The 14,606-nt window shown below is 64.2% G+C and carries 12 protein-coding genes; 4 read left to right on the top strand and 8 right to left on the bottom strand.

Annotation, left to right across the window (positions count from 1 at the left end):
- Nucleotides 1-133 precede the first annotated feature (133 nt).
- The 3 genes from A0257_17265 (at nt 134) to A0257_17255 (ending at nt 3,000) form a co-directional block, all read left to right on the top strand.
- The gene (locus A0257_17265) at nt 134-1,423 is read left to right on the top strand and encodes an acyl-CoA dehydrogenase (GenBank protein ID AMR28676.1); all 1,290 of its coding nucleotides are present in this window, start codon (nt 134-136) and stop codon (nt 1,421-1,423) included.
- Between the two features lie 246 nt (nt 1,424-1,669).
- A complete protein-coding gene (locus A0257_17260; protein ID AMR28675.1) occupies nt 1,670-2,413 on the top strand; it encodes a hypothetical protein in 744 nt (247 codons plus the stop codon).
- A complete protein-coding gene (locus A0257_17255) occupies nt 2,410-3,000 on the top strand; it encodes a methyltransferase (GenBank protein AMR28674.1) in 591 nt (196 codons plus the stop codon). The genes A0257_17260 and A0257_17255 overlap by 4 nt, the downstream gene beginning before the upstream one ends.
- 88 nt (nt 3,001-3,088) lie before the next feature.
- On the opposite strand, the gene A0257_17250 is transcribed toward A0257_17255, so the two are convergent.
- From A0257_17250 to A0257_17215, 8 genes are all read right to left on the bottom strand, one after another.
- Nucleotides 3,089-4,351 carry a hypothetical protein gene (locus tag A0257_17250; GenBank protein ID AMR28673.1) on the bottom strand — a complete coding sequence of 421 codons (1,263 nt, stop codon included), beginning with the start codon at nt 4,349-4,351 and terminating at the stop codon, nt 3,089-3,091.
- A 201-nt stretch (nt 4,352-4,552) separates the two neighbouring features.
- Complete coding sequence (locus A0257_17245) at nt 4,553-5,767, bottom strand: hypothetical protein (GenBank protein AMR28672.1); 1,215 nt, start codon at nt 5,765-5,767, stop codon at nt 4,553-4,555.
- Nucleotides 5,768-5,893: 126 nt separating this feature from the next.
- Entirely contained in the window at nt 5,894-8,329 is a 2,436-nt protein-coding gene (locus A0257_17240; protein AMR28671.1) for a hypothetical protein, read from the bottom strand.
- A gap of 238 nt (nt 8,330-8,567) precedes the next feature.
- Nucleotides 8,568-9,524 carry a hypothetical protein gene (locus tag A0257_17235; protein AMR28670.1) on the bottom strand — a complete coding sequence of 319 codons (957 nt, stop codon included), beginning with the start codon at nt 9,522-9,524 and terminating at the stop codon, nt 8,568-8,570.
- 121 nt (nt 9,525-9,645) lie between these two features.
- A complete protein-coding gene (locus A0257_17230) occupies nt 9,646-9,840 on the bottom strand; it encodes a cold-shock protein (GenBank protein ID AMR28669.1) in 195 nt (64 codons plus the stop codon).
- Nucleotides 9,841-9,947: 107 nt separating this feature from the next.
- Nucleotides 9,948-10,184 (bottom strand): FeS assembly protein IscX, encoded by a 237-nt coding sequence (locus A0257_17225; protein ID AMR28668.1) that lies wholly within the window; start codon nt 10,182-10,184, stop codon nt 9,948-9,950.
- A 123-nt stretch (nt 10,185-10,307) separates the two neighbouring features.
- Nucleotides 10,308-10,625: a ferredoxin gene (locus tag A0257_17220; GenBank protein AMR29823.1), complete on the bottom strand. Its 318-nt coding sequence runs from the start codon at nt 10,623-10,625 to the stop codon at nt 10,308-10,310.
- A gap of 138 nt (nt 10,626-10,763) precedes the next feature.
- On the bottom strand, nt 10,764-11,570 hold the full coding sequence (locus A0257_17215; GenBank protein AMR28667.1) for a hypothetical protein: 807 nt from the start codon (nt 11,568-11,570) through the stop codon (nt 10,764-10,766).
- 218 nt (nt 11,571-11,788) lie between these two features.
- Here A0257_17215 and A0257_17210 point away from each other — a divergent pair, with 218 nt between their 5' ends.
- Nucleotides 11,789-14,545 (top strand): hypothetical protein, encoded by a 2,757-nt coding sequence (locus A0257_17210; protein ID AMR28666.1) that lies wholly within the window; start codon nt 11,789-11,791, stop codon nt 14,543-14,545.
- The last annotated feature ends 61 nt before the right edge of the window (nt 14,546-14,606 follow it).

Below are 14,606 nucleotides of genomic sequence, written 5' to 3'. Positions count from 1 at the left end.
CGGCAATGGCAGCCCGGCCGGCCGGGGCGCGGGACCGCCCAGCTTAAAAAACCCAGGCTAAATTGGTTGGTAACTCCCGCGCCCGATTTGGAGTTATGCAGTCTTAACCGCCTGCTCATAGTACTCCCGCTTGATGACCGAATTCACTCCCGCCGACCTGCTTGCCTCTTTTAAGTCGCCCGAAGCGCCCGAGCCCACCGTCCTCACTCCTGCCAGCGTCGTAGCCGCTGCCGCGCAGCTGGCCCCGCGCCTGCTGGCCCAGGCAGCGGCCACCGATACCATCGGCGGCTTTCCGGCCCAGGAAATGAATTGGCTGCGCGAGGCGGGCCTGCTCACGGCCGCCCTACCCCCCCATTTGGGCGGCGCGGGCCTGGGTGAGCCAACCGCCGCGCTGGCGCTGCTGCAAGCGCTCTACCACATCGGGCGCGGCAACCTGGCGGTGGGCCGCCTTTGGGAAGGCCACGTGAATGCGTTGCTGCTAATTCGTTGTTTTGGCACGCCAGCGCAGCTGGCCCGCGCCGCCGCCGACGCCCGTGCTGGCCACGTCTTCGGCGTCTGGAACACCGAAAACCCGGCCGAGGGCGTGCATTTGGAGCCGCTGCCGGCCGCGCCGGGCCGCTATCGCCTGCGCGGGGCCAAAACGTTTGCCTCGGGCGCGGGGCACATCACCCGGCCGGTGCTGACCGGCATGCTGGCCGCGCCCGCCGTGCGCCGCGACCAGGGGCCCGGCCCGGCACCCGCGCTGGCCCCTACCCCCCCCCTGCCCGCCGGCTGGCAGCTGGTGCTGCTGCGCGCCGACGAGCACCCGCCGGTGCTGGACCGCAGCTTCTGGCGGCCCCTGGGCATGCGGGCCACGGCCAGCTTCCGGGCCGATTTTACGGGCCTCGAAATCGGGGCGGATGACCTGGTGGGCCAGCCCAACGACTATTACCGCGCCCCGTGGTTTGGGGGCGGCGCGGCGCGCTTCGCGGCCGTGCAGCTGGGCGGAGCCGCGGCCGTGCTCGACGAAACCCGCCGCTTTTTGCGCCGCCTGGGCCGCACCGACGACCCCTACCAGCGCCAGCGCCTGGGCGAAATGCTGCTGCTGCACGAAACCGGCCAGCGCTGGCTGCGCGGCGCGGCCGAGCACGCCGCCCTACCCCCTACCCCGGCCGACATGCCGCCCGCCCGCCTCGAAGCCCTCGCGGCCTACGTCAACGCCCTGCGCACCACCACCGAAGACAGTTGCCTGCAAACCCTGCGCCTGGCCGAGCGTAGTGTGGGCGCGCGCGGCCTGCTCCAGCCCGAGCCTTTCGAGCGCCTGCACCGCGACCTCACCCACTACCTGCGCCAGCCCGCCCCCGACGCCGCCCAGGCCGACATCGGCCGCCTCGCGCTGGCCTCGGACAAGCCGGCTTACCAGCTGTGGCAGGGGGGAGTTTGAATTATGAATTAAAAATTATGAATTATGAATTGGTGTTGCGCACTACCTTATTCGAGATGGTAACGGGGAGTAGCGCGAACTTTGTAGTTCGCGCTACTCCCCGTTGCGTAACATTAGTTACAAATTGGACTTGCGGGCTCGGCGGAAATATATTTTCTGCAATGCGCTGTTTGAGAGTCAGATTTTTAATTCATAATTCAGCCTCGCTCTGGGCCTGGAAATAGTTCATCCAACCGAATACCTGGCATGTCCGCTTTACCCTTCGCCTCCTACCCCCTGCGGCCGGCCAGCTACGCAGCCACGCTGGGGCGCGTCGTCATCGTCGTTCCGCATCCTGATGATGAGGCGCTGGGCTGCGGCGGCTTACTGGCTTTGCTGCGCCAGGCGGGTCAGCCCGTGGCCGCCGCGCTGGTGAGCGACGGCAGCATGTCGCACCCACACTCGCGGGAGTTTTCGCCCGCCGCCCGCCGCGAGCTGCGCTACGCGGAGCTGCGCCACGCGCTGGCCGTGCTCGATGTGGAGGAGAATAGCGTGCTGTATTTAGGTCTGCCCGATAGCCAGGTGCCCAGCGCCGGCCCGGCTTTTGAAGCTGCCGCCGCGAAGCTGGCTGATTTTATTATCCAGCAGCAAGCCGACACGGTGCTGGTGCCCTGGCGGCGCGACCCGCACCCCGACCACCGCGCCAGCAGCCTGCTGACCAGCGCCGCTTTGGCCCGGCTCCCTACCCCCCCGCGCCGCCTCGAATACGTGGTGTGGGCCTGGGAGCGCGCCGCCCCCGCCGACCTGCCCCAGCCGGGCGAGGGCACTGGTTTCCAACTCGATATCAGCAGCGTGCTGGCCCGCAAGCAGCGCGCCATCGCGGCGCACCGCTCGCAGCTGGCACCCGGCACCATCACCGACGACCCCAGCGGCTTTTTGCTGTCGGAAGCCATGCTGGCGCATTTTGCCCAACCCACCGAAGTGTTTATCGAAGCCGCCCTACCCCTATGAATTCAGACCAGCCCAATACGCTTGACCCCAACTACTTCGACGACGTGTACCGGGCCAATGAGGACCCCTGGGCCTTCGCCAGCAGCCCCTACGAGCGCACGAAATATGCCGATACGCTGGCCGCCCTGTCCCGGCCGCACTACGAGCGGGCCTTCGAGATTGGCTGCTCCATTGGCGTGCTCACGGCGCAACTGGCCCCGCGCTGCGGCCAGCTGCTGAGCGTGGACGTGAGCGAGGCTGCCCTGGCGCAGGCCCGCCAGCGGTGCGCGCGCCTGCCGCAGGTAATGCTGCGGCGGCTGCAAGTGCCAAAGGAGTTTCCCGAGGGCCAGTTTGACCTGATTATGCTGTCGGAAGTGGGCTACTACTGGTCGCCCGCCGACCTGGCCCGCGCCGCCGACCTGCTGCTGGCCGCCCTGCCCCCCGGCGCGCAGCTGCTGCTGGTGCATTGGACGCCCGTGGTGCCCGACTACCCCCAGACCGGCGACGAGGTGCACGATTTTTTCCTGCATAAAACCGACAAGCTCCAGCACCTGCACGGCCACCGCGCCGACAAATACCGGCTCGATTTATTTGAGAAAACTGCTTAATCCGATTTTAGGCCAAAGTCTATATTATTCGCGTTCGTGCGAATAATCTGCGCTACCGCCTACCCCCTCGCGCCGGCTTGAAGCCGTGTTAAGCGCCCGCAACGCCCTCGCGCAGGTAGGTGCGCAGGTCACGCAAAGCGCCGCTGAGCGGCACGGGCATAACAGCCCCGCGAGCAGCCTCAATCCATTGCCAGAGCTGGCCGAACGTAGCGGACTGGCGCGCCTGGAGCAGCAGCTCGGCCAGGGGCACTTCGACGGCGCGGGCCAGGCGGGCCAGCTCGGGGCCGGGCTGGCCCGCGCCGGCCTGCCACCAGGCGCGCAACGCGCGGCGGGCGCGCCACACCCGCACCAGCTCGTGGGGGCAGGGCACCAGGGGTTCCTGGTGCTGGGCGCTCAGGGCTTCCCATTCGCGCAGCTGCCACGACAGCCCTACCGCCACGCGCCCGCAGCGGCGGGCCGACGTGTACACTTGCACGTGCGGGCTGTGGCGCACCGGCAAGTCTTGCCGCAGCAGCAGCTGCCACAGCGCCTCATCTTCCAGAAACGGCACTACCGGCAGGCCGCCCACCCGGCGGTAGGCCCGCACGGTGAGGGCCAGGCTGGCCCCGTAGTGCTGGTGGTGACAGGGCCAGCGGTCGGCCGCGCAGGGGTCCAGCCGGTCTTCGAGCTGGCGCGAGAGCACCCGGTAAGCCGCGTCGCGGAGCTGCGTGCGCCGCACGGGGCAGCGCTCGGTGGTGGTGGCGATTTGGGTGAGGATGCGCCCCCCCACGGCTTCGGCGCCCAACTCGATTTCGCGCAGCGTGGCGGCCAGCCAGGTTGAGGCCACCAGCGTGTCGGCATCGGTGCTCAGCAACACGCCGGTGGGCCCAATGGTGCTTTCCAGGCGTTGGGCGGCTTCGTCGAGCAGCAGGCGGCGCGCCCGGCCCACGTGGGCCTGCGGGTGGGGCAGCTGCACTTCGGCCACGTGCAACACCAGGTTGGGGTGGCGGCGGGCAGCCTGGCGCACGGTGGCCGCCGTGCGGTCGAGGCAATTGTTGGCCAGCACCAGCACTTCTATCATGCCACTGGGCAGGGCCTGGCCGCAGAGGGTAGTCTGAGCGGCCAGCGCGGCCAGCGTGGCCGGCAGGTTGGCGGCCTCATCCTTGGCCGGAATAATAACGCAGGCTTGCAGCGCCGCGCTGGGCGGGGGTAGCTGGCGGTGGAGGGTCCGCTCAATCTGGCGTAGGAGCTGCTCTTCGGTGAGAGGCTGAGGCAGCAGGGCCGGCGGAGCGGTGGCCATCGCTTCACGCGTGGCGTGAAAGCGGGCTGGCGAGGCAAGTTGGTCCATAATGAAAGCTTTGTACGCCCGCACCCGCGCAAGGATGAGTAATAGCGTGACAATTTTTATTATTTCTCGATTAATCCAGAAATTATTTAAGCTTTATTTCAGCATAAACCGTTTTTTATCAATATTTTAGTCTAACTAAATGTTTAGCTAATATTGTTAGCCAAAAAGCAAAAGCCACGCTACCCAGCCAGGGTAGCGCGGCTTTTGAAAGAAGATTCAACCCGCTTAAAACGCCTCGCCGATGGCGAAATAAAAGCCAGGGTCGGTGCCGAACGCGTAGTCGAAACGCAGATTTACCCGGTCGCGGCGAATGAAGTTGAAGCGGAAGCCCGCGCCGCCGGCCGCATGAATGCCCCCCAAAGTATAGTCGTTGAGGTTGTAGCCCACTTGGCCCGCGCCCACGAAAGCTGCCCCGTCGATGCGCCAGAACAAGTGCTGGCGCAGTTCGGCCTGGGCACTCATCAGCTGCCGGTCGCGGAAGCGTTGCTCATAGATGCCGCGCATCAGGTTGGCGTTGTCGTAGAGCGTGCCGCCCAGGTTGGCCCCGATGCCGGCCAGCCCGTACCACGGCACGTTGCCCGAGTGAAACTGCCCCAGAAACTGGAGCGCCAGAATGGTTTTATCGCTAAAAATGCGCTGGTAGTGGCGCGCGTCAATCTGGTAGCGCACGAAGTTGTAGTCGGAGCCCACAAAGCCGCCGTTAAACATCACCTGCAAATCGAGCAGGTTGCCGCGCGAAGCAGCCAGGGCCACATCGCGGCTATCGAGGGTATAGACCGGGCCAATGCCGGAGAGGCTGAAATTGCGCGTCTGGCGCAGGTCAACGCGCGGGTCAACCAGCAGGTAGTTGCGCTGCGCCGCATTAGTGGGGTCCACTACCGCGATGGCATCGCCATTATCATCGACCCGGCCCTTTTCCTCGTCGATGTTAAACACGCGTGACAAGCGGTATTGCAGGCCCAGGAACTGATTATGAGCAATGCTTTTCTGGATGCGCTGGTTGATGATGAACAGCTGAAAATCTACGAACGAGCGGTTGCTGGTCTGCGTAGCCGGCGCTTCATTGCCGACCCCAAAAAAGTAGAGCCGGTTTTTATAGGAGCTGATTTCGCCGTTCAGATAATACTTTTCGCCGGGCGAGTAAATAGTATGCACGAACTGCACGAGCGACTGGCTTTTCTGGGTGGTCCAGAACTGGACGCGGGCGTTGGAAGCGCGCGTGAGCGTGTCGGTGCCCAGCCGGCCGCTCAGCAAGCCGCCCAGGCCGTAGCCAGCGCCGGTCTCCTGCTGGTAAAACAGCACGGGCACGGGCAAAATGGTAATTTTTTTGAGTGGCTTAGCAGGCTTTACCGGCACGGGCGGGTCGCCGGCCGGGGTTTGGGCCGAAGCGCCAAAGGCAATGGTAAGCAACCCAACTAATAACAGCGGAAAAATGCGCATAAAACAATAAAGTGGAGGCGTGTGGGGACCTCAACGGAAAACAGGGGTAGGCGGTTGACCGAGCAACGCCTTAGTACCCACAAACTATTATTTTTCAACAAGATACCACCTACACATGGCATTCATCTACTGGCCGGCGGCGCGGCGCAGCTCTTCATCGGCACCGGCGGCGCGCTTGCGGGCGGCGGCCACTTTGGTGTTGCCAAAGCGATAGGTGAAGGCCACGGTGCCTACCCGCGAGTCCGTGCGCGAACGAAAGTACTCGCTGAAATTGACGTAGTTAGACGTGACGCGCTGGGGCGTGGTGTAAAAAATATCGCTCACGTTCAGGCGCAGAGTGCCTTGCTTGTGCCAGAGGCTTTTCTGGAGGCCCGCCGCCACCTGGCCCTGCGCCCGCAGCAGCTGAAAGCCGCCCACCTGCCGCGACTCATACGTCCCGTTCACGTCGGCCGACCAGCCGTGGGGTAGGGCAAAACTGTTGTTGAGCGTGAGGTTGCCGGCAACCTGGCCCCGGTCGAGGAAGGTGTTTTCCAGGTTGCCCACGTAGCGGTTGTAGTAGAGTAACCCATTGGCGTACAGCGTCCACCACTTGGCTAGTTGCACCGGGGCCGTGAGGGTGAGGGTGTAAAAATGGCGGGTGGTCAGGTTCACATCCTGGTTTACCACTATCCGGTTGCCATCGGGCGAGAGCAGCACGGCGGGCACAACGGGCTGGTCGGTGCGCGAATACGCCAGGGCCGTGCTGAATTTTTGCTTGTAGGTATGCGTCAGCTCGAAATTGTAGCTGGTGCTGGCTACCAGGTTGGGGTTGCCAGAGATGTACGAGGTAGCATCGAGGTAGGTGCGCAGGGGGTTGAGCTGGTTGTAGCTGGGCCGGTCGATGCGGCGCCCCACGGCTAAGACCAGCGCGTGCTGCTCATTGATAGTATGTTGCACCAACAAGCTGGGAAACAGCTGGATGTAGTGCCGCTCGCGGCTGCTACCCCCCGGCGTTTCGGCCAGGGTGTTGGTCTGCTCGGCACGCAGGCCGGCCTGCAGCGTGGTGCCCGCCCGCGCCCCCGACACGCTGGCGTAGGCGGCGTTCACATTTTCGTGGTACTGAAACTGGCTGGAAATGTCGGGGTTAATCGTGCTCACGCCGTTGACCGTGTTCACGAACACCACGTTGTTGTCCGAGGCGATGCGCGTGGCCTTCACCCCGGCGTCAAGCCGCGCGCGGTGGGGTAGGGGCTGGCTGTAGTCGGCCTTCACCGCGCCAATATCGAGGCTGCTGCGCTGGTCGCCGCTGAGCAGAGTGGTGGGGGTAGGCGCGTCGTAATACGTGTAGAGCCCCAGCAGGCGGGTGGTGTTGTAGCGTGCGTAGTCGGCATCGAAGGCCAGCGAGCTGGCATTGGCCGAGTCGGCAAAGGCGTGGCGCAGGTTCAGGTTAAGGCTGCCATTGGGCCGCTTGATGTCCTGGTCGGCCAGCGACGTATAGTGATTGGCCGGCTGGCGGTTTTCGTCAAAAAACTGAATGTTTGAGCTGGTGGCGGTGGTGGTCTGGCTGGCCAGGCCGGTGGCCGACACGCCCAGCAGCGTGCGCTTGTTCAGCGTGAGGTCAAGGCCCACCTTGCCGCTGTGCGAGCGCAGCCAGGTGAGGCGCTCGGTGGCTATGAGGCTGCTGGCGGCGGGCAGCGGCGGCGCGGCCGCGTACTGCCGGTCGAAGTCAATGCGCAGGTAGCCCCGGCGGTCGGCGTAGGCGTAGTTGCCGTAGATATTGAGGTTTTTGCGGCGGTAGTTCAGCGCCAGGCCCCCGACGAACTTGCCGTACTGGCCCCGGCCGTAGCTGGCGTTGGCGCTGCCGTTGGTGCCCAGGCGCTGGTCTTTCTTGAGCGTGATGGCAATCACGCCGGCCCCGCCCTGGGCATCGTAGCTGGCGGGCGGGTTGGTAATGAGCTCGATGCGCTGCACCTGCTCGGCGGGCAGCGCGCGTAGGTAGTCGGCCAGCTCGGTCCCCGTCAGCGGCACGCGCTTGCCGTCAATCACCACCAACAGGCCCTGACGACCGCGCAGGGCCAGGTTGCTGGCCCCATCGGTGGTCACGCCCGGCGAGCGGCCCAGCACGTCAAAAGTAGTGGCCCCGGCCGAGAGCGGGCTGTCGGCCACGTTCACCACCGTGCGGTCGGCCCGGTGCTCAAATAGCGGCTTGCGGCCGGTCACGGTCACCTCCCGGAGCGCGGTGGCCTGGTGGGCCACCAGCTGCACCGCGCCCAGCGCCTGCCCGGCCACCGGCAGCACGAAAGCCGGGCTCCAGTAGCGCTGGTAGCCCACCTGCGCCACCGACACCAGATAGCCCTGCCCGGCCGGGGCCTCCAGCCGAAAGCCGCCGGCCGCGTCGCTGAACTCCGTTTTCACCACTACCGAGTCGGCAGCGCGGTGCAGCGTCACGGTGGCCAGTTCTACGGCCGCGCCGGCCGGCCCCGCCACGTGGCCGCTCACGGGCGCGCGCTGGGCCCGGCCGGCCAGCGGCGCGCCCAGCAGCCAGACGCTTAGCAACAACAACCAATTCACGCTCCCATTCAACCGCACCCGAACAAAACCAGGCATATAAAACAACTAGAAATCAACTTGTAGTAAGCACTGTAATCAAAGGGAGTCTATTACTTTCACCTAAGTAATTAGTATAGTCCTTTTGTTAAAGTGTAAAGGTGCGGCGTGGGTTTCAATAAACCAAACGTCAGCGAGCCCTACCCCCTGTTTTGTGCCCGATGCCAGGTCAAGCCACTAGCATTTTTCGTAGAATAGGGCCCGGCTGCCGGCGCTACACCAGCAGCATACTCAGCACCCCGGCCAGCATAATGCCCTTGCACCAGGCACTGAGCTGGCGAAAATGGCGGCGGCGGTCGGCGCGCCCCAGCAGGCGGGCCAGCCAGCCCAGCGGCAGCAGCACCAGCCCCAGCAGCCAGGCGGCCAGCGGCCAGCGGCCCCAGGCCAGCAGCTGCCCGGCCACGCCCAGCACCAGCACGCCCAGGCATATCAAAAAGAACCCGGCTACCCATTTGCTGCGCACTACCCCCCACACCAGCGGCAGCGTGCGGCAGCCGTGCTGGGCATCGCCGCGCATGTCCTCCAGGTCTTTCACTATTTCGCGCACCACCGTGAGCAAAAAAGCCGCTAAGGCGTAGAGCCACACGGCTTTGAGCCGGCCCTCTAAGGTGGCCAGCGGCAGTAAGGCGGGCAGCAGAATGAGCGCCGCCGTGAGGGTAGCAATGCTGACGTTGCCCACCAGCGGCAGGCGCTTGAAGCGCGCCGAGTAGCCCCACAGCAGCAGCGCCGCGCCCAGCGTGACGGCCCCCAGGCGCCACGACAGGGCCGCGGCCAGCCCCACCCCTACCCCACTCAGCACCACGTGGGCCAGCATGGCGTGGCGGCGGCGTAGCAGCCGCCCCACCACCAGCCGGTCGGGCCGGTTGATGGCGTCAATCTTGACGTCGTAATAGTCGTTGATGATGTAGCCGGCCGCCGCTACCAGCAGCGCCGCCAGCACCAGCAGCCCAAACCGCGGGGCCAGCAGCACCGCGCCCAGCGGCTGCCCCGGCAGCAGCAGCACTCGCACCAGCACCAGGCTCAGCAGCATAATGGCTAGGTTGGGCCAGCGCACCAGTCCCGGCAGGGCCCTGGCCAGGCGGCCGGCCTGACCAGGGCCGGCGGGCGGCAGCGCATCGGCGTCGCCGGCGGGCGGCCCGGTGGTGGGCGCAGGCAGTGGGGCAGCAGGCATGGGCAAGGGCACGAAAGGCCGAAGATACGGCGCGCCGGCCCGGCCCTACCCCAGCAAAAAGCCCCCACCGGCAACCGGCAGGGGCTTTTGACCAAAAGCAGAGTTTAGCTACTCAGTTGGCTCATACGCGCCTTACGTTCACGGCATTCACGCCCTTGCGGCCTTCCTGCGTCTCGAACTCCACGCGGTCGTTTTGCTGAATCTGGCCGCCGTTGAGGCCCGTGATGTGTACGAAGAAATCCTCTTTCGTATTGTCATCGGTAATGAAGCCAAAACCTTTGGCTTCATTGAAAAATTTTACTGTCCCAGTTTTCATGGTGGTTGGCAAAGAAAAAAAAAGAGGCTGCCACTCACGTGGCAAAAAGAACTGGTGCCTTTAATGCCAGTGAGTTGGTTGTACGCAAACTGGACAAGTGGGGTTGGCTACTGGTGGTCGCGCCACTCATATACCCACTTGGCTTGAATCTGTTCGAGGTGGCCTTCATTGGCTTGCTCGCGGGTGCCGGCAAAGTTAGGCAATTCCAGCACCCATTCAATCAATTCGGTAAACCGAATGCGGTAGATTTTAGCTTCCGTAAAATCGTCGCCAAATTTTTCGTACAGCGCGATGGCTACGTCTTCGTGGTCGGCCCACTGAATGGGCGGCTCGTAATGGGTCACTTTTTTTGAGTTAAGAGTTAAGAGTTGAGAATTAAGAGTTAAGAGTTGGCAGTCACGAAAAATGAAGGGGACAACACCCGACTCATAGCTCATAACTCTTAACTCTTAACTCCTAACTCCTTGCTAGTGGCCCAGAAAATGTTGGGGGGGTAGGGTGACCACCACCTTCAGCGCCTCGTTGGGCAGCACGCACTGGCAGGCCAGGCGCGAGCTGATGCGCGGGTTGATGGCCCGGTCAATAAAATCTTCTTCTTTTTCGGAAATCTCGGGCAGCTCGTCGCCCCCCTGGTCAATGTACACGTGGCAGGTGCTGCACCCGCACACGCCGCCGCAGTTGTGCTGCAGCTGAATGCCGTTGTTGAGCGCCACGTCAAGCACCGACTCGCCACTGGCGGCCACGTGCGTTTGGGCGGGCTGGCCGTCCTGAAACTGAAAAATAATAGTGGAGGGAGTCAAAATAGGAATGCCCGGCGGGCGTAATGCAAAGCGCAAAGTTAAGGCCCCGTTGCGGGTTCCTAGTTTCTAGTTCCTGGCTGTGAAGCCATCTATTATAAGCATATGAATGTTAGGAAACAGGAACTAAGAATCCGCCGCCTGAATGCTGGCCGTGAGCCCGGTATAGAGCGCCTGCCAGGTTGGGTGCGCCGCCAGGGCCGCCGCGTGGGCCGCCAGCGTGGGCGCATCGTGGCGCACGGCGGGCCCGGTTTGCACGCCAAAAGCCGAGGGCTGGGCGGCCAGGGCCTTGGCCACGGTTTCGTGCACCAGCGGGTGCAGCAGCTCGAAGGGCAAGCCGGCTTCGGCCAGCACGGCTTGGGAAATGCCCAGCAGGTGGTTGGTGAAGTTGCTGGCCCACACGGCCCCCAGGTGCAGCCGCAGCCGCTGGGCCGAGTCAAGCAGCGCCACGCGCCGGCTGAGACGGTGGGCCAGCACCAGCAGTGTGGCCTCGGCGGCCGGGTCGGTGGCTTCCACAAACAGCGGCACGGCGGCCCAGTCGATGGCGCGGCCGGGACTGAAGGTCTGGAGCGGGTACAGCACGCCGGCCCCGGCCCCTACCCCCTCCAGGCTGGCCAGGGGCAACGCGCCGGCCACGTGCACCACCACGGCCCCGGCCGGCCAGGCCCCGGCGGCGGCCAGGGCCGGCACCGCCGCATCGGGCACGGCCAGTAGGTAAACGTCGGCGGGGGGCGGGGCGGCCAGGGCTTGGGCGAGGGGTAGGGCCGGGCAGCTGGGCAGCGTGGCGGCCAGCGCCTGGGCCGGGCCGGGCGCGCGGCTGGCCACGAACACTACCGGGCAGCCAGCGGCCACCAGCGCCGGGGCCAGCGCGGCGGCTACCCGCCCAGCCCCAAACAAACCGACGCGCAGCGTTGAGTTACTACCTTCTTTCATAAAACGCCGTAAAGTATAAGCGGTGCCGTCAAGAGTGTCTTTCTAGCCGATAAAGTGCCGCAATGGTCGAGAAGTTGAGCCAGGCAGGCCAAAAAGACGGCATATTGTAGCATAAACCAAACTCGCCCGGTTATTTTCATAGAAAAGCCACGGCCAAGTGGTTATCATTCGCCTTTTAGCTTTCTAACTTATCTGTTTCACCTTTTCCCTCTTTGGTAATGACCAATTCTTACTCTCGGGCCCGCGCCTGGGGCCAGCGGCTGGGCCGGCTGGGCCTGGCGCTGCTGCTGGGCGGTGCTACCGTAGCGCAAGCCCAGAACCTGAACTACACGACCACCTCGGCTACCAATGTGGCGGGCACCTACACTGACCTGGGCACTTCGGGCGCGGCCATCGCTACGGCCAATACGGACGATGCCAACTCGGCGGCGCAGAATATCGGCTTTACGTTCTCGTTCAACGGCAGCAGCTTCACGCAGTTTGTCTTTAACACCAACGGCCTGATTCGCCTGGGAGGCGCGGCACCCTCGTCGGCGGCCATGTACTACGATAACGCGGGCCTGAGCGGAGTGGACCCGCTGGCGAGCACGAGCGCCGCCGATGTGAACCTGGTAATGCCCTTCAACTTCGATTTGGTGCCGGGCACCGGAGCCGTTGACTACCGGTTGCTGACCAGCGGCACCGCCCCCAACCGGGTGTGCACCATCCAATGGCGCAATGTGGCCGACAAAGCTGGCGCAGGCCAGGACGCTAAAAACCCCACGCAGTACGCCAACTTCAGCTTTCAGCTCAAGCTATACGAAACGACTAATACTATCGAGTTTATGTATGGCACGGCCACGGCAAGCAGCGGCACGGCCGGTATACGCTTCCCCAACGTGGGCCTCAAAGGCTCGGGGCTGGCCGATGGGCAACTGCTGCTGGGGCTGAAAACCTATAATGCCCCCTGGAGCACTACTACTTTTCAGAATACCAACTACACCACCAACGCCCACGACATCACTAACGGCGTGCTGCCCGATGCCGGGCGCACCTATCATTTCACGCCGGCGCTGCCTACCGATGTGGCGCTTAGCGCCCTTTACACGCTGGGCGAGATTGCTACCCCCACGGCCCTACCCCACTCGGTGCAGGCGGTGGTGACCAACAAGGGTTACCAGACGCTCACTAACGTGGCGGTGGCCCTGCGCGTGACCGGCGCTAACACTTTCAGCGACAACCAAACCGTGGCCTCGCTGGCACCGGGCGCTTCGACCACGGTGACGTTTGCGGCCTACCCCGCCACGCTGAACACGGGCACGAACAGCCTCACCGCCACGGCCACAGTGGCGGGCGATGGCAACGCGGCCAACAACACGGCCACCTACGGCCAGCTGGTGACGACCAATCTAATATCGTATATCGACCCCAGCAACAACCAGTTTTATTACTCAAGTCTGGATAGCGCCAGGGTGGGCAGCGTGCAGGCCGTTAAGTTTACGCTGCCCAAGCCCACTACGCTCACCAATGCGGTGCTGCGGCTGAATAGCCTGGCCAACAACATAACGCAGCCTGTTACCTACGAGGTGATTGTGTACGATGCCAGCGGCACGAGCGGCGCGCCCGGCAACGTGCTCTACACCTCGCCCAACCAAACGCGGCCGGCCACGCAAGGCGCCGTTTCGGTGAGCCTGGGCGGCCTGCAGATACCGGCGGGCTCCTTCTACATAGGAGTGCAGGCAACCACTGCCACTGGTGCCGGTCTGCTGCTTCAGGAAGAAGAACCCTTGCGGCCCGGCACCTATTTTTTCTCGCTCGCGGGCACCGCGCCTTGGCTAGACCTGAGCGATTATGACGTGCCCTTCCGCTACGCCATTGAGGTGCAGCTGGGGGCCGCGCCGGCCTGCGACCCGCCCACGGCCGTAATCGCCACCAGCACGGGCACCACTACGGCTACCGTCAGCTTTACGGCGGCGGCCGGCAACGGCGGCTACCAGGTAGTGTACGGGCCAGCGGGCTTCAACCCCAGCGCGGCCGGCACGACCGTGACGACGACCACTTCGCCGGTGACGCTCACGGGCCTCAGCCCGGCCACCACGTATAACGTGTATGTGCGCAGCAACTGCACTGCCGGGGGCAACAGCCTGTTTACGGCGGTGGCTACGTTCATCACGGGCTGCGATGCCACGGCGCCTGTTACGGCCTTCCCCTACAGCCAGAATTTTGATACTCTGCCCTCGGGCCAGGCGCTGCCCTGCGGCATTACTATTCTCGATGCCAATAACGATGGCGCTACCTGGGCCATCACCAAGACTACCCCCAACTCCAGCCCCAACGCCCTGCGCTACACCAGCGCCCTGGCCAACAGCCAGGCGGCCGATGACTGGTTTTTCACGCCGGCGTTGGTTACCTCGGCCAACACGCGCTACCAGGTGGCCTTCCGCTACCGGGGCGAAGGCATTGCGGGCAGTGTTTCCAGCTATACCGAAAAGCTGGAAGTGAAGGCGGGCGCCGCGGCTACCCCGGCCGGCCAGACTATTACCCTTTACACCAACAACAGCATCACCAACACGGCCTACGCGCTGGCCGACGGGGCCGCTACCCCCGCCGTGGCGGTGCTGACCGGCGGCGGCACGCAGTATGTGGGTTTCCACGCCATTAGCGCAGCTGGCCAGGGCAACCTGTATATCGACGACCTAACCATTTCGGCCACCACCGTGACGGCCACCACCTCGGCGGCGCTGCTCCAGGCCGTGACGGTCTTCCCCAACCCTTCCACCACGGGCACCTTTGACCTCGAAATTCACGGGGCCAATGCCAAAGGCGCGCTGGGCGTGCAGGTAACCAACATGCTGGGCCAGGTAGTGTACACGGGCACGGCCCGCGACAACTTCACCAACCCGCTCAACCTGAGCGGCCTGGCCCCCGGCCTCTACCACCTGCAAGTGCGCAACGGCGAAGAAACCATGACCCGCCAGCTGGCCATCATGAAGTAAGCGCCGCTGAACTGACACGAAAAAGGCCGCCCGATTGGGTGGCCTTTTTCGTAGCGCAAAG

It is taken from the genome of Hymenobacter psoromatis (assembly GCA_001596155.1).
In the GTDB taxonomy this organism is placed as follows: domain Bacteria; phylum Bacteroidota; class Bacteroidia; order Cytophagales; family Hymenobacteraceae; genus Hymenobacter.
Note: the sequence above shows the minus strand (reverse complement) of the source record. Positions and strands in the feature narration are given on the sequence as shown.